Below are 23,637 nucleotides of genomic sequence, written 5' to 3' on the forward strand. Positions count from 1 at the left end.
TTATGCTAAGCCCACTGCTTCGCCGTTATACCTGGAACAGCACCTGGCTTTATAACGTCAGGATATTTATCGCGCTTTGCGGCACGGTTGCCCTGCCCTGGTGGCTGAATGACGTCAAGCTCACCATCCCACTCACGCTGGGGGTGGTGGCCGGGGCGCTGGCGGACCTGGACGATCGCCTGGCCGGGCGTTTACGTAACCTGGTCATCACGCTCGTCTGCTTTTTTATCGCGTCAGCGTCCGTTGAGCTGCTTTTCCCCTGGCCCTGGCTGTTTGCCCTTGGCCTTACGCTCTCAACCAGCGGGTTTATTTTGCTGGGCGGCCTTGGGCAGCGCTATGCCACCATCGCGTTTGGTGCATTGCTGATCGCCATCTACACCATGCTGGGCGTTTCCCTGTACGACCAGTGGTACCAGCAGCCGGTACTGCTGCTGCTCGGCGCCGTCTGGTACAACCTGCTAACGCTAACCGGTCATCTGATCTTCCCGGTTCGTCCGCTGCAGGATAATCTCGCCCGCAGCTTTGAGCAGCTAGCCCACTATCTCGAACTGAAATCCCGACTGTTCGACCCGGATATTGAGGAAGACAGCCAGGCTCCGCTTTACGATCTGGCGCTGGCCAATGGCCAACTGGTCGCCACCCTGAACCAGACGAAAGCCTCGCTGCTGACCCGCCTGCGCGGCGATCGCGGTCAGCGTGGAACCCGAAGGACCTTACACTACTATTTTGCTGCTCAGGACATACATGAGCGCGCCAGCTCATCGCACGTTCAGTATGCCGCCCTGCGCGAGAAGTTCCGCTACAGCGACGTGATGTTCCGCTTCCAGCGCCTGCTGTCCATGCAGTCCCAGGCCTGCCAGCAGCTCTCGCGCTCCATCCTGCTGCGCACGCCCTATCAGCATGACCCGCGCTTTGAACGCGTATTCAGCCACCTTGATGCGGCGCTCGATCGCGTTCAGGCCAGCGGAACGTCGCCGGAACACATCAAAGCACTTGGTTTTTTGCTGAACAACCTGCGGGCGATTGACGCTCAGCTGGCGACCATTGAGTCCGAACAGGCGATGGCGCTTCCGGGCAGCGAGGCAGAAAACCAGCTTGCTGATGACAGCGTCCACAGCGTCAGCGATATGTGGCTACGGCTGAGCCGCAACTTTACGCCGGAGTCGGCGCTCTTTCGCCACGCTGTGAGGATGTCGCTGGTGCTGTGCGTGGGTTATGCCTTTATCCAGATAACCGGGCTGCACCACGGCTACTGGATCCTGCTCACCAGCCTGTTCGTCTGCCAGCCGAACTACAACGCCACCCGCCATCGTCTTGCGCTGCGTATTATCGGCACGCTGGTTGGCGTCGCGATTGGCCTTCCGGTGCTCTATTTTGTGCCCTCCATTGAAGGTCAGCTGATTCTGATCGTCATTACCGGCGTGCTGTTCTTCGCATTTCGCAACGTGCAGTATGCCCATGCCACCATGTTCATCACTTTGCTGGTGCTGCTCTGCTTTAACCTGCTGGGTGAAGGGTTTGAAGTCGCCCTGCCCCGCGTGATCGATACCCTGATTGGCTGCGCGATTGCCTGGGCTGCGGTCAGCTTTATCTGGCCAGACTGGCGTTTCCGCAATTTGCCGCGGGTGGTAGACAGGGCAATGAACGCCAACTGTCGCTACCTTGACGCCATCCTGGAGCAGTATCACCAGGGCCGCGATAACCGTCTGGCGTACCGGATAGCCCGTCGCGATGCGCACAACAGTGATGCAGAACTGGCCTCCGTTGTCTCGAACATGTCAACGGAACCTCGCGCCACGGCGGAGATTCGTGAGACGGCGTTCCGCCTGCTCTGCCTGAACCATACGTTCACCAGCTATATTTCGACGCTGGGCGCCCACCGTGAGAAGCTCACCAACCCGGGTATTCTTAACCTGCTCGATGACGCCGTCTGCTATGTCGATGACGCGCTACATCATCGACCCGCCGATGAGCCGCGCGTTCAGCAGGCGCTGGATGAGCTGGCTCAACGCATTGCGCATCTTGACCCAGGAAACGACAGCAAAGCGCCGCTGGTTCTTCAACAGATCGGCCTGCTTATCGCTCTGCTGCCTGAAATTTGCCGGCTGCAACAGCAAATTGCTACCTGGAGGAGTGATTCTCCTGTGGCTCAGGCAGCGCATTAAACCACTCCGTCAGCTCCCGGCGAATACCTGCCGGGAGTGCCGCCTCATGCAGCCCTTCGATTGCCCCCTCAAGCGCGAAGAGAACTTTAATACTGAGCGCTTTATTCTTTGCCCGCATCTTTAGCCAGCTCGCTCTGGCACCCAGCGCCCGCAGCGTTTCTTCATTGGTAATGCCTGCTTCAAAGAGCAAAACCTCAATCTGAAAGGTCAGGTTTGGCAGATCTTTTAGTCGGTTACGCTGATGGCGCTGATAGCGCTCTTTTCTTGCCGCGCTGAGCGCAAACGAAGAGAGCTCAAGCAGCCGCTCCCTGTCCTGCCATAATCCGTCATCCACGCGGTAATAGTTGAGCAGCACCGGGCGGCCTCGCTTCATCAACGTTAAAAATGAAGAGGCATTTTTGACACAGTATTTGGCACTCTCCTCACAGGCCCGCAGGTAAAGCTCGCCATCAGACACCATGGCAAAGACGGCATCATCCACCGCCAGGGTGTAGCCTCCAAACAGCGCGCGATGATGGATCTCGCCCAGTGGTGAAAGGTATTCCTGGGATTTATAAATCCGTTCATAAGATATCTTTTTCATGATATTTCCCTTCAAAATCATAAAGTAACAACGAAATTTCTTACTAGCGGATCCGTTAGCAGGAAAATAGGCAACTTATCTCCGTTGAGCAAGATGAATTTGCAAGGGGCATCAAGATTGAATGAATTTTGCGAGTCGCTTTCCGAAAATGAGGTTGATCTTTATGCATACAGGGGTTACTGTATATCCATACAGTAACTACAGGGCTGGAATGAATATGCACACTTCAGGCTATGCAAATCGCTCAACCTCTCTCTCTTCTACCGCAGGCAATGTCGCGCAGAAATCCGTCGAGCGTGTTTCCACGGGGCTTATCAGTGAAGTGGTTTATCGTGAAGACCAGCCCCTGTTGACGCAACTTTTGCTGTTGCCGTTATTGCAACAGCTCGGGCAGCAATCGCGCTGGCAGCTTTGGCTCACGCCTCAGCAAAAACTGAGCCGTGAGTGGGTGCAGTCCGCAGGCCTTCCGCTGACCAAGGTTATGCAAATTAATCAGCTCGCACCGTGCGATACCGTTGAATCGATGATCCGCGCGTTACGCACCGGAAATTACAGCGTGGTGATTGGATGGTTATCGGAAGAATTGACGGAAGAAGAGCATTTCCGTCTGACTGAAGCCGCTGAAGAAGGGAATGCGATCGGGTTCATCATGCGTCCAGTTCGATCGGATTCTTACCGCAAAGGACAACTTTCCGGGCTAAAAATTCACTCAAATTTGTACCATTGAGTGAAATTAAGATTTTTCCTGGAATTTTTTTTGACAGCAAGATGAGATTTAAGTTCCCAACCTCAAAATTGCGGCAAGGCTTGTCTGGTGCGGTTCTCCTTAATTTTATTGCACAAAATTCGTTCAAAAAATGTTAAATAATCGGTATACGGAACTTTTTTTTTCATATGCCTGACGGACTTCACACTTGTAAGTTTTCAGCTACGTTGTAGACTTTACATCGCCAGGGGTGCTCGGCCTAAGCCGAAGATATCGGTAGATTTATATTTGACCACGCCCCCCGGTGAAGGATTTAACCGTGATTCTCAGTTGAGACATTCATGGCGAATTTTGGATGATAACGAGGCGCAAAAAATGAAAAAGACAGCTATCGCGATTGCAGTGGCACTGGCTGGCTTCGCTACCGTAGCGCAGGCCGCTCCGAAAGATAATACCTGGTATGCAGGTGGTAAACTGGGCTGGTCTCAGTTCCACGACACCGGCTGGTACGACAGCGCAAACAACAATGATGGCCCTACTCACAAGAGCCAGCTTGGTGCAGGTGCGTTCGGTGGCTATCAGGTTAACCCGTATGTTGGTTTTGAAATGGGTTACGACTGGTTAGGTCGTATGCCATACAAAGGCGACAACGTAAACGGCGCTTTCAAAGCACAGGGCGTTCAGCTGACCGCTAAACTGGGTTACCCAGTAACTGACGATCTGGACGTGTACACCCGTCTGGGCGGCATGGTATGGCGCGCTGACTCCAGCAACAGCCGTGCTGGCGACGATCATGACACCGGTGTTTCCCCAGTATTCGCTGGTGGCGTTGAGTGGGCTATGACCCGTGACATCGCTACCCGTCTGGAATACCAGTGGGTTAACAACATCGGCGACGGCAACACCGTTGGTGTTCGTCCAGACAACGGCATGCTGAGCGTAGGTGTTTCCTACCGCTTCGGCCAGCAGGAAGACGCAGCACCAGTTGTTGCTCCAGCGCCGGCTCCAGCTCCAGAAGTACAGACCAAGCACTTCACTCTGAAGTCTGACGTTCTGTTCAACTTCAACAAAGCGACTCTGAAACCAGAAGGCCAGCAGGCACTGGATCAGCTGTACACCCAGCTGAGCAACCTGGATCCTAAAGACGGTTCCGTAGTGGTTCTGGGCTTCACCGACCGTATCGGTTCTGACGCTTACAACCAGAAACTGTCTGAGAAACGTGCTCAGTCTGTTGTTGATTACCTGATCTCTAAAGGTATCCCAGCTAACAAGATCTCCCCACGTGGTATGGGCGAATCTAACCCAGTTACTGGCAACACCTGTGACAACGTGAAAGCTCGCGCTGCACTGATCGACTGCCTGGCTCCAGATCGTCGCGTAGAGATCGAAGTTAAAGGCATCAAAGACGTTGTAACTCAGCCAGCGGCATAAGTTATCGTCTTATAAAAAAACCCCGCCATGCGGGGTTTTTTATTGTCTGAAGAAAAGCAAAAATCTACTTTTTACCCAACAGCGCCTGAAGGTCGTTCTTCAGCGTCGACATCTGGCTGGCGTACTTCTCTTTATGCTCGGCGTCTTCAATCAACTGCACGATGGTTTCCGACAGCGTTTTACCCCGTCGTTGGGCAAGCCCGGCCAGACGCTGCCAGACAACGAACTCCAGGTCGATTGATTTTTTGCGCGTGTGCTGATGCTCCGCATTAAAATGCCGTTTGCGTCGCGCGCGGATAGTTTGCTTCATCCGGTTTAGCAGCGCAGGATTGATGTGTTTCTCAATCCAGCCGTTAACCTGTACCGGTTCATTTTCGAGGGTCAGCAAAATATCCACGGCTTCTTGCGCAGCGCTGGCTTCGACGTAGCAGGTGATCAGCTCCCCTTCACGGTGCTTTTTGACCAGGTACTTCCATTTCCAGCCGCTTTCGAGATTTTCCAGTTGTTGATATTTCATTGCGATCTCAGTGTTACCACGTAACTCTGTTCAGAATATCAGTTTTTTAGCAATCTGCTGAAAAGAAATCATATCCTGTGAGTGAATGCAGCCAATCGGCCAGCCGAAATACCCAATCCCGCTTGGGTACACCCCCTCGCTTACGGTATACTCCACGCTTTTACATCTGACTAAAAAACATCAACTTTGACCATTACGAAACTTGCATGGCGTGACCTTGTTCCGGATACCGAAAGTTATCAGGAACTGTTTGCACAGCCAGATCTCGCAAAAGAACACGAATTCATCCTCAGCGATACGCAGCCACGTTTGCATTATGCTCTGGAGCAGGTGTTAAGCCCTTGGGCAACTGCGCCATTCATGCTGCTCAAGGCTCCGGAAGAAGCGGAATACCTGACGCTGCTTGGAGATGCCGTACGCCAGCTGAAGCCGGAAGCGAACGCAGTTTTTGGCGGCCAGTATCGTATCGCGGGACATGATGTCACATTCGAACCGGCGGCGCAGGCCGATGGCGGCTTTGCCGCTAAGGGTGAAGTGATTACCGCTAACTGGGTCGAGGCTGAACAGCTTTTTGGTTGTCTGCGCCAGTTTAACGGTGAACTTTCGCTGCAGCCGGGGCTGGTACACCGCGCAAATGGCGGTGTTCTCATCATATCTCTCCGCACCCTGCTCTCGCAGCCGCTGTTGTGGATGCGTCTGAAAACTATCGTCACTCAACAGCGTTTCGACTGGGTCGGCTACGACGAATCTCGTCCTCTGCCAGTCTCCGTTCCGTCTATGCCGCTGTCGCTGACCGTCGTGCTGACGGGCGACCGCGAATCGCTGGCAGACTTCCAGGAAATGGAGCCGGAACTGGCTGAGCAGGCGGTATATAGCGAATACGAAGATAACATCCAGATCGCCGATGCCGACGATATGACGCAGTGGTGCCAGTGGGTGATGGCAGTTGCAGAACGTTTTGCCCTGCCAACGCCTGCGGCTGACGCGTGGCCAGGCTTAATCCGTGAAGCGGTACGCTACACCGGTGATCAGGAAACGCTGCCGCTTTGCCCGCTCTGGATCGGCAAACAGCTGCGTGAAGTGGGTGTGATTAGCGGTAACGGTGCGTTCACCGGAGAGCAGCTCACCCAGATGCTGGCGCAGCGCGAATGGCGAGAAGGCTATCTTGCCGACCGTATGCAGGATGAAATTCTGCTGGAACAAATTCTGGTGGAAACCGAAGGCGAACGCGTCGGGCAGATCAACGCCCTGTCGGTCATTGAATTTCCTGGCCACCCGCGCGCATTCGGGGAACCGTCCCGAATCAGCTGCGTGGTGCATATTGGCGACGGCGAGTTCACCGATATCGAACGAAAAGCCGAGCTGGGCGGCAACATTCACGCGAAGGGCATGATGATCATGCAGGCGTTTTTGATGTCAGAGCTACAGCTCGAGCAGCAGATCCCCTTCTCCGCCTCGCTGACGTTTGAGCAGTCCTACAGCGAAGTGGATGGCGACAGCGCCTCTATGGCCGAGCTGTGCGCCTTGATCAGCGCCCTGGCGGAAGTGCCCATCAACCAGAATATTGCGATCACCGGTTCGGTGGACCAGTTTGGTCGTGCGCAGCCAGTGGGTGGCCTCAACGAAAAAATTGAAGGCTTCTTCGCTATTTGCCAGCAGCGCGGTTTAAACGGCAAACAGGGTGTGATTATTCCCGCGCCCAACGCACGCCATTTGAGCCTCAGCCAGGATATTCTGGATGCCGTTGAGCAAGAGCAGTTCGCTATCTGGGCCATCGAGGGGATTGAGGATGCACTACCCTTACTGACAAACCTGGTGTGGGATGGCGAAGGGCAAACCACCCTGATGCAGACTATCCAGGAGCGCATTGCTCAGGCGACGCAGCAGGATGCTCGCCACCGTTATCCATGGCCGTTACGCTGGCTGGGCTGGTTTGGTTCGAACTGATCGGACTTGTTCAGCGTACACGTGTTAGCTATCCTGCGTCCTTCACTAAAATAAGGCTTACTGAGAACATGGTAGATAAACGCGAATCCTATACAAAAGAAGATCTTCTTGCCTCTGGTCGCGGTGAACTGTTTGGCGCGAAAGGCCCACAGTTACCGGCCCCGAACATGCTGATGATGGACCGTGTCGTGAAAATGACCGAAACCGGCGGCAACTTCGATAAGGGTTACGTAGAAGCAGAGCTCGATATCAATCCGGACCTGTGGTTCTTCGGTTGCCACTTTATTGGCGATCCGGTTATGCCTGGCTGTCTGGGCCTGGATGCCATGTGGCAGCTGGTTGGCTTCTACCTGGGCTGGCTGGGCGGCGAAGGTAAAGGCCGCGCGCTGGGCGTGGGCGAAGTAAAATTCACCGGTCAGGTTCTGCCTACAGCGAAGAAAGTGACCTACCGTATTCACTTCAAGCGCATCGTTAACCGCCGCCTGATTATGGGCCTGGCAGATGGCGAAGTACTGGTCGACGGTCGTCTGATCTACAGCGCAAGCGACCTGAAAGTGGGTCTGTTCCAGGACACGTCCGCGTTCTGATTGTGCTTTAGGCACCCCCAGAAAGGCGAAACCTCCGCATTGCGGAGGTTTCTTTTTTGAAAGAGACGTTATCAGGCTATGAGTGCCCTGTCGCCGATGGCTTCTCGCCAGCCTCCAAGCCATTGTGACCTTTGATTTATCGTCTGATAAGGACACATTTCTTTAGAACGTCCAGCGATGCCGGCCTGATAACCACGTTGATGAGCCCGTTCCAGGCGATCTCGTTTCTGTCTCTTCATGCCTCGTTTCCCTCATTCTTTTGTCTGGTGGAAAGAAAACAGTGTCTGCACTCGATGCACAGGCACAGATAACGAATACCCCGAATTAGTCGTAGCGTCAATGTTCAAAATTCATACGGGTGTCATATTTGTGAGCTAGCTGGAAGTTCATTTGTACAAAAATTGTGACGTGGCACAAGTAACGATCTGAAGTGAAAACGAAAAAAAAACCGCAATCAGCGACAGGCCAACTGCGGTTTTTGATGATGAATTTTACTTATGGCATCCGGGAAATTTCTCTCGCGATGCTGGCCGACTCCTGTGCCCAGCCCTGAGCCAGCACTTTCACCATTTCGTCATAGCCATCTTTTTGCTGCTTCAGCTCCAGATGGAAAGGACGCTTAATCAGCTGCCCCTGATGGTTCAGCAACCACTCCCCACCGATCACCACCGCACCGTCATAGCGGCCATGGAAGGCCGTGACCGTGACGTTCAGCGTATCCTGGTCGTTACCCAACGGCTGCGACGCGACAACCCAGCCCGGAAGCTGGCTGCCCAGGTTGGCCACCAGCGTGTTGCGCAGCTGCTGATCCAGCGGGCTGGCCCACAGGTTGTTGGTCGCAATCACGTATTTAACGTCGCTGGTCTGATAAACCACGCCGTTTCCTGCCAGATAATCCGGCACGGCAACCTGCTCAACCCACAGCTGACGGTTTCCCTGCGAAGCGGTACTCTGGGTACCAGCCTGTGCCATCAGCGGTAGCTGATAGTAGCTTTTTGTTTCACTCCCTGAGCTACAGGCCGTGAGTACCATTGCTCCTACAATCGCTAGCCATTTTTTCATTGTTTCGCCCTCTTCGGCTCAGGATCCTTTTTATCTTTCGCTTCGAACACCAGCGCATTGCTCTTCTCGTTGAGCGTTTTCAGCACCGGCTGCAGTTCACGTAAGACCTGATCAAGACGCTGCATGTCTGCCACCATCTTGTTATAGGCCGCTGAGCCCGGCTGGAAGCCCTGCATACTGCGGTTCAGCTCACGCAGCGTTTTCTGCATGTCCTGCGGCAGCTGCTGCATACTCTGGCTCGCGGTGATCTTATTGATGTTATCCAGCGTGGTTTGCAGACGACGCATCGTTGCCTGGCTTTCGCTCAGCGAGTTCGTCGCCGCTTCGATCATCGGATTCAGTGGCAGATTGTTAATCTTATCCAGGGTCTCCATCAGACGCTGCTGGATCTGCGCCAGACCGCTGCTCACCGTTGGGATGATCTTGTAACCACCGAATTCACGAATACCGGTAATCGGCGGCGCTTTCGGGTAGAAGTCCATATCCACATACAGGGCACCGGTTACCAGGTTGCCGGTTTTCAGCGACCCGCGCAGGCCGCGCTCCATCAGTTGACTGATATGGGTGGCAATATCCTGGCTCTCACCAATCTGATTAAGCAGACGTTCCGGCTCGATGCGAATCAGCACCGGAATGCGGTAATCATCATCCAGCATCTGGCTCAGGCCCGGGACAAAGAAGGGAACTTGTCCAACCGTACCCAGACGAATACCGCGGAACTCCACCGGTGCGCCCGGCTGCAGGCCGCGAACGGAGTCCTTAAAGAACATCAGGAAGTCAACGTGATCGGTATAGAGCGCGTCCTGAATGCTTCGCTGATCGTCAAAGAGACGGAAAGCGGTGTTCTCTGCGACCGGCTGCCCCAAATCCAGACCTTCCGGCACGTCAAAACTCACGCCGCCGCCAAACAGCGTGGTCAGCGAGCCCATCTCAACGCGCATGCCTGCCGACGTCAGATCCACCGCGATCCCGCTGTCTTTCCAGAAACGGACGTTGCTGGTGACCAGCCGATCGTTAGGCGCATTGATAAAGAGCTGATAGCTGATCGCGCGTTTCTGCGGATCGAACGTGCTTTTCTCAACGGACCCGACGCGATAGCCGCGGAACAGGACCGGGTCGCCCGCCGTAAGCTGGCCCGCTTTTTTACTGTCGAGGATGACGCGGATGCCCTTGGCATCCGGCGGCGCAAGCGGCGGTGAATCCAGAAGCTGGTATTTGGCAGGCTGGTTACCCTTGGCGCCCGGCTGCAGCTCAATGTAGGCACCCGAAAGCAGCGTCCCTAAGCCGCTGATGCCCTCACGCCCCACCTGCGGCTTAACAACCCAGAAAACGGAATCGCCGTGCAGCAGTTTTTCCATGCCGGCATTAAGGCGCGCCTTAATCTCCACATGGGTTAAATCGTCGGTCAGGGTTGCGCTTTCCACCACGCCCACATCCACGCTACGGCTTTTGATGGTCGTTTTACCGCCCTCAATTCCCTCGGCATTGGTGGTGATCAGCGTGACTTCCGGTCCCTGATGGCTGTAATGATAAAACAGGATCCAGGCACCGATCAGCGCAGTCACGATGGGAAAAATCCACACCGGCGACCAGTTTTTGACCTTCTGCACTTTCGCCTCTCCACTCTTATTTTCCATGCTCTTACTCTTCCTCATGGCTTGATTCAGGCTCACGATCCCACGATAAACGAGGGTCGAAGGTCATGGCCGCAAACATGGTCATAATTACCACCAGTGCAAACATTAAAGCCCCCATCGCGGGATAAATACTCATCAAACCGCCCATCCGCACCAGCGCAGAGAGAACGGCGATGACAAACACGTCAATCATCGACCAGCGTCCGACAAATTCGACCACTTCATAAATCAGGTGCATACGTTCGCTGTCGCGTTTCCCATACCCCTTCGCATCCCAGCAGAGCCAGGCGATGGCGATCATTTTTAAGGTGGGCACCATAATACTGGCGATAAAAATAACCCCAGCGACCGGATAAGAACCTTCGCCCCACAGCAGAATGACCCCGGCCAGGATCGTCGAGGGCATTTTGTCACCGAGCAAATCGGTAATCATGATCGGCAGAATATTGGCAGGCAGATAGAGCATGATGGACGTGACCAGCAGCGCCATCGTCCACTGCAGGCTATTTTTACGGCGTACGTGACCTTTGGTTTCACAGCGCGGACACACGTCGAGATCGGCGGGCAGCACGGCGGTGCAGCATGGGCAAGAACGCAGCCCCTGACGAATGCCGGGCACGCCGACCTTCACCGTCTGCGCAAGCGTCGGTGCCGGGGCGATATCATCCCATGCCCAGCGCCTGTCCACGCACTGAAATGCGCGCAGCTGCAGAACGCAGTACAGGCACCACGGAATAAAGCTGCTGCCGATGCCCACATCGCCGTAGGCCATCAGCTTCACGAAGCTGACCAGAATGCCCGCCAGAAAAATCTCGGCCATGCCCCAGCTTTTGAGCTGGAACAGGATACGCGCGAGCCAGATTTTCAGTGATGTCGGCATCCTGACGCGGTTCACCAGCAAAAGGATAACGATCAGGCACAAGGCCGGGACTATCTGGACAAACAGGAGAAAAAAGGTGCCGAGGCTGGCGTAATCTTCCGAGAACATGACGCCCGGGATCTCCAGCAGATCCACCTGGCTGGTCATTCCCCCCACCTTCATATAGATGAAGGGGAAGAGATTGGAGAGCAGCAGCATGAACAGTGCCGCCAGAGCGTAGGCAGTGGGACGCTGCCTTGGCGCGTCCCACTCGGTTGTCAACGTCGTCCCGCAACGTGGACACAGGGCTTTATGTCCGTGACCAAGCTCTGGCAACGCCACGAGCATATCGCATTGCGAGCATAAAATATGCCGGTCGGCATGGTGCTGGTCACACATATGTTATCCCTGTTTATGCGCCGTTTTTCAGAGACTCAAGGTACTCCCAGCGCTCAAAGGCCTCTTCCAGGGCTTTTTCAGCCGCGGAGAGTTCAGCCAGTACTTTCTGAGTATAGTCATGCGATTGGGTAAAGAATGACGCATCAGCAACCTGCGATTGCAGATCCTCAAGCGCAGCCTCCAGCTCTTCAAGACGCTGGGGTAGCCCCTCCAGTTCGCGCTGCAGGTTATAACTTAGTTTAGCCGAGGTTTTCTTGACAGTTTCTGCTTTTGCGACAGCAGGTTCCGGTCCATTTTTGGATTTCGCCTGTTTTATCGCCAGCGACTGGGCCTGCTGCCCTTTTGCATCATGATAACCGCCAACGTACTGGCCGATTCGCCCTTCACCCTCGAAGATCCAGCATTCGGTCACGGTGTTGTCCACGAACTGACGATCGTGGCTGACCAGCATCACGGTACCCTGATAACCGTCAATCAGCTCTTCGAGCAGTTCCAGCGTTTCGACATCCAGGTCGTTCGTTGGTTCATCGAGGATCAGCAGGTTGCTTGGCTTCAGGAACAGGCGCGCCAGCAGAAGACGGTTTCGCTCCCCCCCCGACAGCGCACGCACCGGCGTCATGGCGCGTTTCGGATGGAACAGGAAGTCCTGCAGGTAGCCCAGCACGTGACGCGGCTTGCCGTTCACCATCACCTCCTGCTTGCCTTCCGCGAGGTTATCCATCACCGTCCGGTCGGGATCCAGCTCCGCGCGGTGCTGGTCGAAGTAGGCCACTTCCAGCTTGGTCCCGCAGTGAATGCGGCCGCTGTCTGCCTGCAGCTGGCCGAGCATCAGCTTCAGCAGCGTGGTTTTACCGCAGCCGTTCGGGCCAATCAGGGCTATTTTGTCGCCGCGCTGAACCTGCGCGGAGAAGTCCTTCACCAGCACTTTACCGTCAACCTGATAGTTAACGTTCTCCATTTCGAAGACAATCTTGCCGGAGCGGGACGCCTCTTCCACCTGCATTTTGGCGCTGCCCATCACTTCACGGCGTTCGCTGCGCTCGCGGCGCATCGCCTTCAGGGCACGCACGCGGCCTTCGTTACGGGTACGGCGAGCTTTAATGCCCTGGCGGATCCAGACCTCTTCCTGCGCCAGCTTGCGGTCGAACTCGGCATTTTGCAGCTCTTCCACGCGCAGGTTTTCTTCTTTTTCGAGCAGATAGGTATCGTAATCGCCGGGATAGGTCACCAGCTTGCCGCGATCGAGGTCGACAATACGCGTCGCCATATTGCGAATAAACGAACGGTCGTGCGAGATAAAGATGATGGTGCCGCTGAAGGTTTTCAGGAACCCTTCCAGCCAGTCGATAGCTTCAATATCCAGGTGGTTAGTCGGTTCGTCCAGCAGCAGCACCTTCGGCCCGCTGACCAGCGCGCGGCCCAGGGCTGCTTTACGCAGCCAGCCGCCGGAGAGTGCCGACAGCTCCATATCGGGTTCCAGACCGAGCTGCGCCAGCACTTCATTAATGCGGTTTTCAAGCTGCCACAGGCCGTGATGATCGAGCATCTCCTGCACTTTCGCCAGCTCGTTGAGGTTTTTGTCGCTCGGATCGGTCATCACCAGATGCGAAATCTCGTGATAACGCTTCAGGTATTCGGCCTGCTCGGAGATCCCCTCCGCCACGAAATCGTACACGCTGCCGGTCACGTGACGCGGTGGATCCTGCTGCAGGCGGGAGACAATCAGATCCTGCTCGTAAACAATACGCCCGTCATCCAGGCCTTGCTCGCGGTTGAGGATTTTCATCAGCGTGGATTTACCCGCGCCGTTACGGCCCACCAGGCAGACGCGCTCGTTATCTTCGATATGCAGCTCTGCATTGTCGAGAAGCGGTGAGTCGCTGAAGGAGAGCCACGCGCCGTGCATACTAATTAAAGACATTTATTTTTCCTTTCAGACCGCGGTAATCAACCAGCAGTTATGGATTTGACGGTTACGCGCAAAGTCCTGAGACAGCGTTTTTTGGCTGATTTCTTGTGCTTTCAGTCCCAGGGCCGCTAAGCCGTCGTGATCCATACGGAAGCCGCGTTTGTTGTTCGAGAACATAATGGTGCCGCCCTTGCGCAGCAGGCGCTTCAGGTCGGTCATCAGGCGCAGGTGATCGCGTTGAACGTCAAAGCTATCTTCCATACGCTTGGAGTTGGAGAAGGTCGGCGGATCGATAAAGATCAGGTCAAACTGCTCGTCGGTGTCGCGCAGCCAGCCCAGCACGTCGGCCTGCATCAGGCGGTGCTGACGTCCGGTTAACCCGTTCAGGCGCAGGTTGCGTTCCGCCCACTCCAGATAGGTACGCGACATATCCACCGTAGTGGTGCTGCGCGCCCCGCCCAGACCCGCATGCACGCTGGCGCTGCCGGTATAGGAGAAGAGGTTCAGGAAGTCTTTGCCCTTGCTCATCTGGCCCAGCATGCGGCGGGCGATACGGTGGTCGAGGAACAGGCCGGTATCGAGATAGTCGGTCAGGTTGACCCACAGGCGGGCGTTGTATTCGCCCACCTCGATAAAGTCGCCCTTCTCACCCATCTTCTGATACTGGTTTTTGCCTTTCTGACGCTCGCGGGTTTTCAGCACCAGCCTGTTTGGCGCAATACCCAGTACGGCGATGGTGGCGGCAATGACGTCCAGCATGCGCTGACGCGCTTTTTGCGCATCAATGGTTTTCGGGGGCGCATATTCCTGAATCACCACCCAGTCCGCGTAGCGGTCAACCGCCACGTTGTATTCCGGCAGATCGGCATCGTACAGGCGATAGCATTCAATGCCCTCCTGCTTCGCCCACTTCTCAAATTTCTTCAGATTTTTGCGCAGGCGGTTGGCGTAATCTTCCGCCACGCCGGACGGCTTGCTGTCGGCCGCCTTCTCCGCCAGATGGTAGTTTTTCTGCACGCAGTCCAGCGGGCCGTTTTTCGCCTTAAACTGGCGATCGGCGCGCAGCTGCAGGCAGCTCAGCAGTTCCGGCGAGGCGCTGAACAGAGACAGGTTCCAGCCGCCGAAGTGGTCCTTCATGTTGCGGCCCAGCAGGCTGTGCAGGGCGATCAGCGCCGGTTCGCTGTCGAGACGCTCGCCGTATGGCGGGTTGCTGATCACGGTACCGTACGGGCCTTTCGGCAGCGGGTTGGTCAGGTTCGCCACGTCCTTCACCTCGAAGGTGACCAGTTCGCCGATACCGGCGCGGCGGGCGTTGCTGCGCGCGCGCTCAATGACGCGCGGATCGCTGTCCGAACCGTAGAAATGCGAGGTGTACTCCGCCAGGCCCTTACGCGCGCGGGTCTGCGCCTCGTCTTTGACCTCTTTCCAGAGGGCTTCATCGTGCTGCGCCCAGCCCTTAAAGCCCCAGTGGCCACGGTGCAGCCCTGGCGCACGGTCGGTGGCCAGCATCGCGGCTTCAATCAGCAGCGTACCGGAACCACACATCGGATCGAGCAGCGGTGTGCCCGGCTGCCAGCCGGAACGCATGACGATCGCGGCCGCCAGGGTCTCTTTGATTGGTGCCATCCCGGTGCGATCGCGGTAGCCGCGCAGGTGCAGGCCGGCGCCACTCAGATCGAGAGAGATGCTTGCCGTGTCGCCGTTCAGCCAGACGTTGATACGCAGATCCGGGTTCTCACGATCGACGTTCGGACGTTCCTTATTTTTGCGCGTGAAGCAGTCCACGATGGCGTCTTTTACGCGCAGGGCACCGTACTGGCTGTTGCGGATCTCGTCGTTCACGCCGTTAAAGTGCACCGCAAAGGTAGCATTCGGGGTGAAGATCTCTGTCCAGTCGATCATCTGAACGCCGGTATAGAGATCCAGGTCACTGTAGACCCTGCACTCCTTCATCGGCAGCATGATGCGCGACGCCAGACGGCTCCACATCAGGCTCTGGTAAATAAGCCGCGTGTCGCCCTCAAAATGGACACCACCCTGAACCACCTGGCACTCTTGCGCGCCCAGGCTTTCCAGTTCAGTTTTTAACAGCTCTTCCAGCCCACGGGCCGTACTGGCAAACAGAGAATTCATATCGTCACTTTTACTCTTAGAAAATTGTCGCGCATTATAGCTAATATGGCGTGTATGTCATAAAGTTGAAGGCTTATTTTCATTTGTGGGAGTGTGCAGTGGCGACGTTATCCAGGCTTTTTATTCATCCGGTGAAATCCATGCGCGGCATCGGCGTCTCTCACGCGCTGGCCGACATGAGCGGATTCGCCTTCGATCGCATTTTTATGGTCACCGAGCCGGACGGCACGTTCATTACCGCACGCCAGTTCCCGCAGATGGTTCGCTTTACCCCTTCCCCGCTTCACGACGGTTTGCATTTGAGCGCGCCGGACGGTTCCAGCGCGGTGATTCGCTTTGCTGATTTTGCGCCCGTCGACGCGCCAACGGAAGTGTGGGGTAACCATTTTACCGCACGCATCGCCCCGGATGAGATAAACCGCTGGCTGAGCGGCTTCTTCTCCCGCGACGTGCAACTGCGCTGGGTGGGGCCTGAACTGACGCGGCGCGTGAATCGTCATGACGCCGTTCCCCTCTCCTTCGCCGATGGCTTTCCGTTCCTGCTGACCAACGAAGCCTCGCTGCGTGATTTACAAGGCCGGTGCAAAGCCAGCGTTCAGATGGAACAGTTCCGTCCGAACCTGGTGGTAACGGGTGCCGACGCCTGGGAAGAAGACACCTGGAAAGTGATCCGCATTGGCAGCGTCATTTTTGACGTGGTGAAGCCCTGCAGTCGCTGCATTTTCACGACGGTGAGCCCTGAGAAAGGCCAGAAGCACCCTTCCGGCGAACCGCTGAAGACGCTGCAGTCGTTCCGCACCGCGCAGGATAACGGCGACGTCGATTTCGGCCAGAACCTCATCCCGCGCACCAGCGGCGCAATCCGCGTCGGTGATGAGGTCGAGATCCTTGCCCGTGGGCCTGCAAGAGCGTACGGCCCGGGCCAGGAGGAGGAGTTTGTTGACGTTGAGACAAACGTTGCCGCTGCGGTAGAGATTCACTGGCAGGGCACGGCAATCCGTGGCAACAATCAGCAGGTATTACTGGAGCAGCTGGAGCAGGCCGGTATTCGCGTACCCTATTCCTGTCGCGCGGGAATTTGCGGATGCTGCCGCATCAAGCTGGTAGAAGGTGAAGTGACTGCGCTGAAAAAATCTGCAGTGGGTGATGACGGGACCATTCTGTGCTGTAGCTGCGTACCAAAAACGTCCGTACAGCTGGAAGCTTAAACCGCCTGTTCGAGGCTGAAGGAATCGACGCGCAGCTGTGGCTTCAGCCTGTCGTTCATGACTTTGATGGCATCTCCAAGCTGCATCGTCCGCCCGGCAATCGTGACGCCGGGCTGCGCCAGCAGACAAAGCGCGGCATTTTCGCCCGGCTCAACCACTAACAGGCTCACCTCTTCGGCGGTATCGCTCAGATTGACGCTGGCCGCATCGCCCGTTGCCGGGGTCCAGCTCATACCATGCGCAAGAAAATGCCAGCTTTTTGGCATCTGCGGTTTCAGGAAACGAATGGCCACCAGCGCATTTAATACCAGCTCTGCGCGCTGCTCTTTTGAGAGCACCAGATCGCGGCATTTTTCTTCAAAGGAGAAATAAAGCGCAGCGTCATCAACGCAAAAGCCCGACGGGGAAAACGCGTCCGGGGTTAACATGCGGCGGGCAAAACGAGAACGAAACAACATGCCATTGGCTAAATCGAGCATCATTCGGTCATGCTCGTCGCAAAAATACCAGCGCCAGTTATCGTCAGGTTTAATTCGCATATCTCTCTCCCGTCCCCGAAACGTCCTGTACTAAAAATGTCCTGTTTGCCGCCTCGTTTATAACACCATTAATAAAAGACTATAATGTTTAAATAAGCAACAGTGACGGAATATAAAACAACCAGGGCTGGAAATAAAGCCCTGGTTGTCTGATAAGGAGAAAAGATTAGATATGCGTAACGATTTCTTTAATCAGCGGCGGCCCTTTGAAAATAAAGCCGGAATAAATTTGCACCAGCGACGCTCCCGCCGCCATCTTCTCGCGCGCAGCAATCACGGAGTCGATACCGCCGACGCCAATAATCGGCAGGCGTCCTTTTAATTCCGCAGACAGGGCGCGAATAATTTCGGTGCTTTTTAACTGCACCGGACGTCCGCTTAACCCACCCGCTTCGTCACAGTTTTTCATTCCCTGCACGAGGGAACGATCGAGCGTCGTATTGGTCGCAATCACACCATCAATATTATGACGAACTAAACTGTCGGCAACCTGGATCAATTCTTCAGCAGAAAGATCCGGCGCGATCTTAACCGCCACCGGAACATATTTATGGTGGATCGCCTGGAGTTCGTTTTGCTTATTTTTAATGGCGCTCAGAAGATCGTCCAGCGCTTCGCCATATTGTAAGGAACGCAGCCCCGGGGTATTGGGAGAAGAAATATTCACCGCAATATAACCGGCATAGGCGTAGACTTTTTCCATACAAATCAGGTAGTCATCTTTACCCTGCTCGACAGGCGTGTCTTTATTTTTGCCGATATTGATGCCTAATATTCCGTCAAAATGGGCTTTTTTAACGTTCTCTACCAGGTGATCAACACCGAGGTTATTAAAGCCCATGCGGTTGATCAGCCCTTCGGCTTCAACCAGGCGGAACAGGCGCGGCTTGTCATTTCCCGGCTGCGGGCGCGGGGTGACGGTGCCAATTTCAATGGAGCCAAAGCCCATCGCGCCCAGGGCGTCAATGCACTCGCCGTTTTTGTCCAGACCGGCCGCCAGACCCAGCGGATTTTTAAAGGTGAGCCCCATGCACTGCACGGGTTTTACCGGCACATGCTGGCGCACCAGCGCGGCCAGAGGCGTTCCGGTAATGCGACGTAACTGCTGGAATGTCAATTCATGAGCGCGCTCAGGGTCGAGCTGGAAAAGGGCTTTACGAACGAAGGGGTAGTACATGAACTCTCCTGGATTCCCGGTGTGCAAACCGGGAGGGGATTATGGGCGATCCGCGCGCGAAAGGGAATTGACCTGCGGCAAAAAAGCAGCGTAAAACGCAATCGTTTTCCTGCCCGTCTCATTCTTATGCACTTTTTCGCATTTAAATTGCAGATAAATCATTTAGTGGAATAACCGCGCGATGTCACACTCCTTCAAAATGTTATGAATGTTAGATAAAAGCAAACAATTGGTTATAAGGAGGAAGTATGCGCGTCATTACCCTGGCCGGAAGTCCACGATTCCCATCGCGCTCCAGCGCCCTGCTGGAATATGCCCGCGAAAAACTCAATGCCCTGGATGTGGAAGTGTGCCACTGGAACCTGCATAACTTCGAACCTGAAGATCTGCTCTATGCCCGTTTCGACAGCCCGGCGCTGAAAACGCTCATCGAGCAGCTTAACGGCGCTGACGGCTTAATTGTGGCGACGCCTATTTATAAAGCCTCTTTTTCCGGGGCGCTAAAAACGCTGCTCGATCTGCTTCCGGAACGCGCCCTGGACGGTAAGGTGGTGCTGCCGCTGGCAACGGGCGGTACGGTTGCCCATTTGCTGGCCGTAGATTACGCCCTCAAGCCGGTGCTGAACGCGCTGAAGGCGCAGGAGATCCTCCACGGCGTTTTCGCGGATGACTCCCAGGTCATCGACTATCAGCACAAACCCCACTTTACGCCCAACCTGCAAACCCGCCTCGATAACGCTCTGGAAACCTTCTGGCATGCCCTGCACCGTCGGGATATCCAGGCCCCGGCGTTTGGTCAGCCTCAAGGAGTCGCTCATGTTTAAAACGTTAACCCGCATCGGACTGGCTGGTCTGATGGCGCTGACCTCGCTGGCCCATGCCGCAGAAACGGCGCCGGAAAGTTTACGTATCGGCTATCAGAAAGGCAGCGTCAGCATGGTGCTGGCGAAAAGCCACCAGCTGCTGGAAAAACGCTACCCGAACACCAAATTCTCCTGGGTGGAGTTCCCGGCTGGCCCGCAGATGCTGGAGGCCCTGAACGTCGGCAGTATCGATATCGGCAGCACGGGCGATATTCCGCCGATATTCGCCCAGGCGGCGGGGGCGGACCTCGTCTATGTTGGCGTTGAGCCGCCCAAGCCGAAGGCCGAGGTGATTCTGGTGCCTGAAAACAGCGACATTAAAAGCGTCGCCGATCTTAAAGGTCATAAGGTGGCGTTTCAGAAGGGTTCCAGCTCGCACAACCTGCTCCTGCGCGCCCTGCAGGAGGCCGGGCTTAAGTTCACCGACATTCAGCCCGTTTACCTGACGCCTGCCGACGCGCGCGCTGCGTTCCAGCAGAAGAACGTGGATGCCTGGGCCATCTGGGATCCGTACTATTCCGCCGCGTTGCTGCAGGGCGGCGTTCGCGTGCTGAAAGACGGCACCACGCTGAAACAGACCGGCTCGTTCTATCTCGCCGCGCGTCCTTATGCGGAAAAGAACGGCGCATTTATTCAGGGCGTGCTGGATACCTTTACCCAGGCCGATGCGCTGACCCAGACCCAGCGTCAGGAGAGCATTGCCCTGCTGGCGAAAACCATGGGCTTACCTGAGCCGGTGATCGCGAGCTATCTCAACCACCGTCCGCCGACCACCATTACGCCCGTTGACGCACACGTCGCCACGCTTCAGCAGCAAACGGCTGACCTTTTCTATCAAAACCACCTGGTGCCAAAACAGGTCACTATTCGCGAACGCATCTGGCAGCCCGCAGGCAAAGAAGGAGCTAAATCATGAGTCTGAATCTTTTCTGGTTTTTACCCACCCACGGTGATGGACACTATCTTGGTACAGAAGAGGGCTCGCGCCCGGTTGACCACGGCTACCTGCAGCAGATTGCGCAGGCGGCGGACCGCATCGGTTTCACCGGGGTACTGATCCCAACCGGACGTTCATGTGAAGATGCCTGGCTGGTGGCTGCATCGATGATCCCGGTTACCCAGCGCCTGAAGTTCCTGGTGGCGTTACGCCCGAGCGTGGTCTCCCCCACCGTGGCGGCGCGTCAGGCGGCGACGCTTGACAGACTGTCCAACGGCCGCGCCCTGTTTAACCTGGTGACGGGCAGCGACCCGCAGGAGCTGGCGGGCGATGGGGTGTTCCTCGATCATACCGAGCGCTACGAGGCCTCTGCCGAGTTCACGCGCGTCTGGAGACGCCTGCTGGAAGGCGAAACGGTTACCTTTGAAGGCAAGCATATCCACGTCCGCGACGCGAAGCTCTACTTCCCGCCGGTGCAGCAGCCGCGCCCGCCGCTCTATTTTGGCGGATCGTCGGACGTTGCCCAGGATCTGGCGGCCGAGCAGGTCGATCTCTATCTGACCTGGGGTGAACCGCCCGAGCTGGTGAAAGAAAAAATTGCCCAGGTACGCGCTAAAGCGGCCGCCCATGGCCGCAAGGTGCGCTTCGGTATTCGCCTGCACGTGATTGTGCGCGAAACCAATGAAGAAGCCTGGCAGGCCGCCGACCGTCTGATTTCCCATCTGGATGATGAGACCATCGCAAAGGCGCAGGCCGCGTTTGCCAAAACCGACTCCGTCGGACAGCACAGGATGGCGTCCCTGCACAACGGCAAGCGCGAGAACCTGGAGATTAGCCCGAACCTGTGGGCGGGCGTTGGCCTGGTGCGCGGCGGTGCAGGTACCGCGCTGGTCGGCGACGGCCCGACCGTGGCCGCGCGCATCAATGAATACGCCGAGCTGGGTATCGACAGCTTTATTCTCTCCGGCTATCCGCACCTGGAAGAGGCCTACAAGGTGGGCGAGCTGTTGTTCCCGCACCTGGATGTCGCCATTCCGGAGGTTCCGCAGCCGCAGCGGCTCCAGCTTCAGGGCGAAGCCGTGGCGAACGAGTTTATTCCACGCAAAGCCGCGCAGAGCTAAGGAGTGACCATGTCTGCCACCTCACAAAAATGGCTGCTGCGCGCCGCGCCGTGGTTTTTACCCGTCGGCATTGTGGCTCTCTGGCAGCTCGCGTCGTCCACCGGCTGGCTGTCGAGCCGCATTCTGCCCTCACCTGAGGGCGTTGTAGAAGCGTTCTGGTCGCTGAGCGTGAGCGGTGAGCTGTGGCAACATCTGGCGATCAGCTCCTGGCGCGCGGTAATCGGGTTTTCCATCGGCGGCAGCATCGGCCTGGCTCTGGGCCTGATCAGCGGCCTGTCCCGCTGGGGGGAGCGTCTGCTGGATACGTCGATACAGATGCTGCGTAACGTGCCGCATCTGGCGCTGATCCCGCTGGTTATCCTGTGGTTTGGAATCGATGAGAGCGCCAAGATCTTCCTCGTGGCGCTGGGCACATTGTTCCCGATCTACATCAACACCTGGCACGGCATCCGCAATATCGATCGCGGTCTGGTGGAGATGGCGCGCAGCTACGGCTTGTCGGGTTTTTCCCTCTTTGTTCACGTGATTCTGCCGGGCGCCCTGCCCTCCATTATGGTTGGGGTGCGTTTTGCGCTCGGCCTGATGTGGCTGACGCTGATTGTGGCAGAGACCATTTCGGCCAACTCCGGCATTGGCTACTTGGCGATGAATGCCCGCGAATTTCTGCAAACGGACGTGGTGGTGGTTGCCATCATTCTGTACGCCCTGCTCGGCAAACTTGCCGACGTCAGCGCCCAGTGGCTGGAACGCAGCTGGCTGCGCTGGAACCCGGCCTATACCCTTCAGGAGGCGAAAGCATGAATACTGCACGACTGAACCAGGGAACGCCGCTACTGCTGAACGGCGTGACCAAACGCTACGGTGAAAACACCATTCTGAACGGGCTGGATCTGCATATTCCCGCCGGCCAGTTTGTGGCCGTTGTCGGCCGCAGCGGCGGCGGCAAGAGTACCCTGCTACGGCTGCTGGCCGGACTGGAAGCCCCTAACGGCGGCGACATTCTGGCAGGGACAACGCCGCTTGCGAATATTCAGGACGATACCCGCATGATGTTCCAGGACGCGCGCCTGCTGCCGTGGAAGACGGTTATCGACAATGTCGGGCTCGGTCTTAAGGGCAGCTGGCGGGACGAAGCCCGTCAGGCGCTGGCCGCCGTTGGGCTGGAAAATCGAGCGGGTGAATGGCCTGCAGCCCTCTCGGGCGGGCAGAAGCAGCGCGTGGCGCTGGCGCGAGCGTTGATTCACCGTCCGGGCCTGCTGTTGCTTGATGAGCCCCTTGGCGCGCTCGACGCCCTGACGCGCATCGAAATGCAGGATCTGATTGTATCCCTGTGGCAGGCGCACGGCTTTACGGTACTGCTGGTGACGCATGACGTGAGCGAAGCCGTCGCGATGGCGGATCGGGTGCTGTTGATAGAGGATGGAAAAATTGGTCTGGATCTGACGGTTGATCTTCCTCGACCTCGTCGCGTGGGCTCGGCAAGACTGGCTGAGCTCGAAGCTGAGGTATTAGATCGAGTGATGAAGCGCGGGAGCACGGAGTTACAGCGAGCTAAGGCTAATGCCTGATGCCCGGCCCTCTCCCACAGGGCTGAGGGATCCCCACAAAATAATGCCAGCACAGTCGGCCCCCTCTCCATTGAGGGAGAGGGTTGGGGTGAGGGGGAGAACATACGGCTGTAGTGGTCATTCCGTTCACTTCATGTTCCTTGCTACTTTGTGACAAAATGACCGGTGAACGTGCCAGGGTGGCTCAATCGCCACCACCCTGGCGACCCGGGCTCCCGGCGGTAAATCGCCGCTTCGCGGTGCCCTCAGCTTATTCCTTCAGGCTATCGGGTCGGGCATGAGCCTGCAT

At 56.4% G+C, this 23,637-nt stretch carries 21 protein-coding genes; 11 read left to right on the forward strand and 10 right to left on the reverse strand.

Annotated features, from left to right (window positions below; all coding sequences use genetic code 11):
• Positions 1 to 2: 2 nt before the first annotated feature.
• Positions 3 to 2,165, forward strand: a complete 2,163-nt coding sequence (gene yccS / locus ACJBF3_RS10315; protein WP_045330770.1) for a YccS family putative transporter — start codon at positions 3 to 5, stop codon at positions 2,163 to 2,165.
• Here yccS and ACJBF3_RS10320 read toward each other — a convergent pair.
• A complete protein-coding gene (locus ACJBF3_RS10320) occupies positions 2,122 to 2,748 on the reverse strand; it encodes a TfoX/Sxy family DNA transformation protein (RefSeq protein WP_045330773.1) in 627 nt (208 codons plus the stop codon). The two genes, yccS and ACJBF3_RS10320, sit on opposite strands and share 44 nt — an antisense overlap.
• A 217-nt stretch (positions 2,749 to 2,965) precedes the next feature.
• Between ACJBF3_RS10320 and sulA the strand changes: the two genes are divergently transcribed.
• Both sulA and ompA read left to right on the forward strand, forming a co-directional pair.
• Entirely contained in the window at positions 2,966 to 3,475 is a 510-nt protein-coding gene (gene sulA, locus ACJBF3_RS10325) for an SOS-induced cell division inhibitor SulA (RefSeq protein ID WP_032639331.1), read from the forward strand.
• A 354-nt stretch (positions 3,476 to 3,829) separates the two neighbouring features.
• The gene (gene ompA, locus ACJBF3_RS10330) at positions 3,830 to 4,885 is read left to right on the forward strand and encodes a porin OmpA (RefSeq protein WP_112781269.1); all 1,056 of its coding nucleotides are present in this window, start codon (positions 3,830 to 3,832) and stop codon (positions 4,883 to 4,885) included.
• Between the two features lie 64 nt (positions 4,886 to 4,949).
• On the opposite strand, the gene matP is transcribed toward ompA, so the two are convergent.
• Complete coding sequence (gene matP / locus ACJBF3_RS10335) at positions 4,950 to 5,402, reverse strand: macrodomain Ter protein MatP (RefSeq protein WP_045330775.1); 453 nt, start codon at positions 5,400 to 5,402, stop codon at positions 4,950 to 4,952.
• Between the two features lie 186 nt (positions 5,403 to 5,588).
• Between matP and ACJBF3_RS10340 the strand changes: the two genes are divergently transcribed.
• A complete protein-coding gene (locus ACJBF3_RS10340; RefSeq protein ID WP_045330777.1) occupies positions 5,589 to 7,349 on the forward strand; it encodes a Lon protease family protein in 1,761 nt (586 codons plus the stop codon).
• 68 nt (positions 7,350 to 7,417) lie between these two features.
• Positions 7,418 to 7,936 (forward strand): 3-hydroxyacyl-[acyl-carrier-protein] dehydratase FabA, encoded by a 519-nt coding sequence (gene fabA, locus ACJBF3_RS10345; protein ID WP_008499931.1) that lies wholly within the window; start codon positions 7,418 to 7,420, stop codon positions 7,934 to 7,936.
• Positions 7,937 to 8,007: 71 nt separating this feature from the next.
• On the opposite strand, the gene rmf is transcribed toward fabA, so the two are convergent.
• The 6 genes from rmf to rlmKL all read right to left on the reverse strand — a co-directional run bounded on the left by rmf (position 8,008) and on the right by rlmKL (position 15,935).
• Entirely contained in the window at positions 8,008 to 8,175 is a 168-nt protein-coding gene (rmf, locus tag ACJBF3_RS10350; RefSeq protein ID WP_013097261.1) for a ribosome modulation factor, read from the reverse strand.
• 256 nt (positions 8,176 to 8,431) lie between these two features.
• Positions 8,432 to 8,998 carry a membrane integrity-associated transporter subunit PqiC gene (gene pqiC, locus ACJBF3_RS10355; protein WP_045330780.1) on the reverse strand — a complete coding sequence of 189 codons (567 nt, stop codon included), beginning with the start codon at positions 8,996 to 8,998 and terminating at the stop codon, positions 8,432 to 8,434.
• Positions 8,995 to 10,635 (reverse strand): intermembrane transport protein PqiB, encoded by a 1,641-nt coding sequence (pqiB, locus tag ACJBF3_RS10360; RefSeq protein ID WP_045330781.1) that lies wholly within the window; start codon positions 10,633 to 10,635, stop codon positions 8,995 to 8,997. The genes pqiC and pqiB overlap by 4 nt, the downstream gene beginning before the upstream one ends.
• Before the next feature lie 4 nt (positions 10,636 to 10,639).
• Positions 10,640 to 11,893: a membrane integrity-associated transporter subunit PqiA gene (gene pqiA, locus ACJBF3_RS10365; protein ID WP_045330782.1), complete on the reverse strand. Its 1,254-nt coding sequence runs from the start codon at positions 11,891 to 11,893 to the stop codon at positions 10,640 to 10,642.
• Positions 11,894 to 11,906: 13 nt separating this feature from the next.
• On the reverse strand, positions 11,907 to 13,814 hold the full coding sequence (locus ACJBF3_RS10370; RefSeq protein WP_045330783.1) for an ABC transporter ATP-binding protein: 1,908 nt from the start codon (positions 13,812 to 13,814) through the stop codon (positions 11,907 to 11,909).
• Between the two features lie 12 nt (positions 13,815 to 13,826).
• Positions 13,827 to 15,935 (reverse strand): bifunctional 23S rRNA (guanine(2069)-N(7))-methyltransferase RlmK/23S rRNA (guanine(2445)-N(2))-methyltransferase RlmL, encoded by a 2,109-nt coding sequence (gene rlmKL, locus ACJBF3_RS10375; RefSeq protein WP_045330784.1) that lies wholly within the window; start codon positions 15,933 to 15,935, stop codon positions 13,827 to 13,829.
• A gap of 98 nt (positions 15,936 to 16,033) precedes the next feature.
• Here rlmKL and ACJBF3_RS10380 point away from each other — a divergent pair, with 98 nt between their 5' ends.
• Positions 16,034 to 17,143: a YcbX family protein gene (locus ACJBF3_RS10380; protein WP_045330787.1), complete on the forward strand. Its 1,110-nt coding sequence runs from the start codon at positions 16,034 to 16,036 to the stop codon at positions 17,141 to 17,143.
• Here the strand turns inward: ACJBF3_RS10380 and zapC are convergent.
• The gene (gene zapC, locus ACJBF3_RS10385) at positions 17,140 to 17,682 is read right to left on the reverse strand and encodes a cell division protein ZapC (RefSeq protein ID WP_023311020.1); all 543 of its coding nucleotides are present in this window, start codon (positions 17,680 to 17,682) and stop codon (positions 17,140 to 17,142) included. The two genes, ACJBF3_RS10380 and zapC, sit on opposite strands and share 4 nt — an antisense overlap.
• Before the next feature lie 166 nt (positions 17,683 to 17,848).
• On the reverse strand, positions 17,849 to 18,859 hold the full coding sequence (gene pyrD, locus ACJBF3_RS10390) for a quinone-dependent dihydroorotate dehydrogenase (RefSeq protein WP_045330790.1): 1,011 nt from the start codon (positions 18,857 to 18,859) through the stop codon (positions 17,849 to 17,851).
• A gap of 248 nt (positions 18,860 to 19,107) precedes the next feature.
• On the opposite strand from pyrD, the gene ssuE reads away from it, so the two are divergent.
• From ssuE to ssuB, 5 genes are read left to right on the forward strand one after another with little or no spacing between them, the layout of a single operon-like run.
• Positions 19,108 to 19,683 (forward strand): NADPH-dependent FMN reductase, encoded by a 576-nt coding sequence (gene ssuE, locus ACJBF3_RS10395; protein ID WP_008499940.1) that lies wholly within the window; start codon positions 19,108 to 19,110, stop codon positions 19,681 to 19,683.
• A complete protein-coding gene (locus ACJBF3_RS10400) occupies positions 19,676 to 20,638 on the forward strand; it encodes a sulfonate ABC transporter substrate-binding protein (RefSeq protein WP_045330792.1) in 963 nt (320 codons plus the stop codon). Before ssuE ends, ACJBF3_RS10400 begins: the two co-directional genes overlap by 8 nt.
• Positions 20,635 to 21,780 (forward strand): FMNH2-dependent alkanesulfonate monooxygenase, encoded by a 1,146-nt coding sequence (ssuD, locus tag ACJBF3_RS10405; protein ID WP_045330795.1) that lies wholly within the window; start codon positions 20,635 to 20,637, stop codon positions 21,778 to 21,780. The genes ACJBF3_RS10400 and ssuD overlap by 4 nt, the downstream gene beginning before the upstream one ends.
• A gap of 9 nt (positions 21,781 to 21,789) precedes the next feature.
• A complete protein-coding gene (gene ssuC / locus ACJBF3_RS10410; RefSeq protein WP_045330797.1) occupies positions 21,790 to 22,581 on the forward strand; it encodes an aliphatic sulfonate ABC transporter permease SsuC in 792 nt (263 codons plus the stop codon).
• Positions 22,578 to 23,348: an aliphatic sulfonates ABC transporter ATP-binding protein gene (gene ssuB, locus ACJBF3_RS10415; protein WP_045330799.1), complete on the forward strand. Its 771-nt coding sequence runs from the start codon at positions 22,578 to 22,580 to the stop codon at positions 23,346 to 23,348. The genes ssuC and ssuB overlap by 4 nt, the downstream gene beginning before the upstream one ends.
• Positions 23,349 to 23,637 lie beyond the last annotated feature (289 nt).

Origin of the sequence: Enterobacter sp. PP-008-ECC_S150, assembly GCF_045257065.1 — a bacterium.
Classification (GTDB): Bacteria; Pseudomonadota; Gammaproteobacteria; order Enterobacterales; family Enterobacteriaceae; genus Enterobacter; species Enterobacter chengduensis.

Bases quoted from the DNA above. Each gene is read 5' to 3' on its own strand.
- pyrD (WP_045330790.1), bottom strand. From the start codon at position 18,859: ATGTACTACCCCTTCGTTCGTAAAGCCCTTTTCCAGCTCGACCCTGAG.
- matP (WP_045330775.1), bottom strand. From the start codon at position 5,402: ATGAAATATCAACAACTGGAAAATCTCGAAAGCGGCTGGAAATGGAAG.
- ACJBF3_RS10320 (WP_045330773.1), bottom strand. From the start codon at position 2,748: ATGAAAAAGATATCTTATGAACGGATTTATAAATCCCAGGAATACCTT.
- ompA (WP_112781269.1), top strand. From the start codon at position 3,830: ATGAAAAAGACAGCTATCGCGATTGCAGTGGCACTGGCTGGCTTCGCT.
- zapC (WP_023311020.1), bottom strand. From the start codon at position 17,682: ATGCGAATTAAACCTGACGATAACTGGCGCTGGTATTTTTGCGACGAG.
- fabA (WP_008499931.1), top strand. From the start codon at position 7,418: ATGGTAGATAAACGCGAATCCTATACAAAAGAAGATCTTCTTGCCTCT.
- ssuC (WP_045330797.1), top strand. From the start codon at position 21,790: ATGTCTGCCACCTCACAAAAATGGCTGCTGCGCGCCGCGCCGTGGTTT.
- pqiB (WP_045330781.1), bottom strand. From the start codon at position 10,635: ATGGAAAATAAGAGTGGAGAGGCGAAAGTGCAGAAGGTCAAAAACTGG.
- pqiC (WP_045330780.1), bottom strand. From the start codon at position 8,998: ATGAAAAAATGGCTAGCGATTGTAGGAGCAATGGTACTCACGGCCTGT.
- rlmKL (WP_045330784.1), bottom strand. From the start codon at position 15,935: ATGAATTCTCTGTTTGCCAGTACGGCCCGTGGGCTGGAAGAGCTGTTA.
- yccS (WP_045330770.1), top strand. From the start codon at position 3: ATGCTAAGCCCACTGCTTCGCCGTTATACCTGGAACAGCACCTGGCTT.
- ssuB (WP_045330799.1), top strand. From the start codon at position 22,578: ATGAATACTGCACGACTGAACCAGGGAACGCCGCTACTGCTGAACGGC.
- rmf (WP_013097261.1), bottom strand. From the start codon at position 8,175: ATGAAGAGACAGAAACGAGATCGCCTGGAACGGGCTCATCAACGTGGT.
- ACJBF3_RS10370 (WP_045330783.1), bottom strand. From the start codon at position 13,814: ATGTCTTTAATTAGTATGCACGGCGCGTGGCTCTCCTTCAGCGACTCA.
- ssuE (WP_008499940.1), top strand. From the start codon at position 19,108: ATGCGCGTCATTACCCTGGCCGGAAGTCCACGATTCCCATCGCGCTCC.
- ssuD (WP_045330795.1), top strand. From the start codon at position 20,635: ATGAGTCTGAATCTTTTCTGGTTTTTACCCACCCACGGTGATGGACAC.
- pqiA (WP_045330782.1), bottom strand. From the start codon at position 11,893: ATGTGTGACCAGCACCATGCCGACCGGCATATTTTATGCTCGCAATGC.
- sulA (WP_032639331.1), top strand. From the start codon at position 2,966: ATGCACACTTCAGGCTATGCAAATCGCTCAACCTCTCTCTCTTCTACC.
- ACJBF3_RS10400 (WP_045330792.1), top strand. From the start codon at position 19,676: ATGTTTAAAACGTTAACCCGCATCGGACTGGCTGGTCTGATGGCGCTG.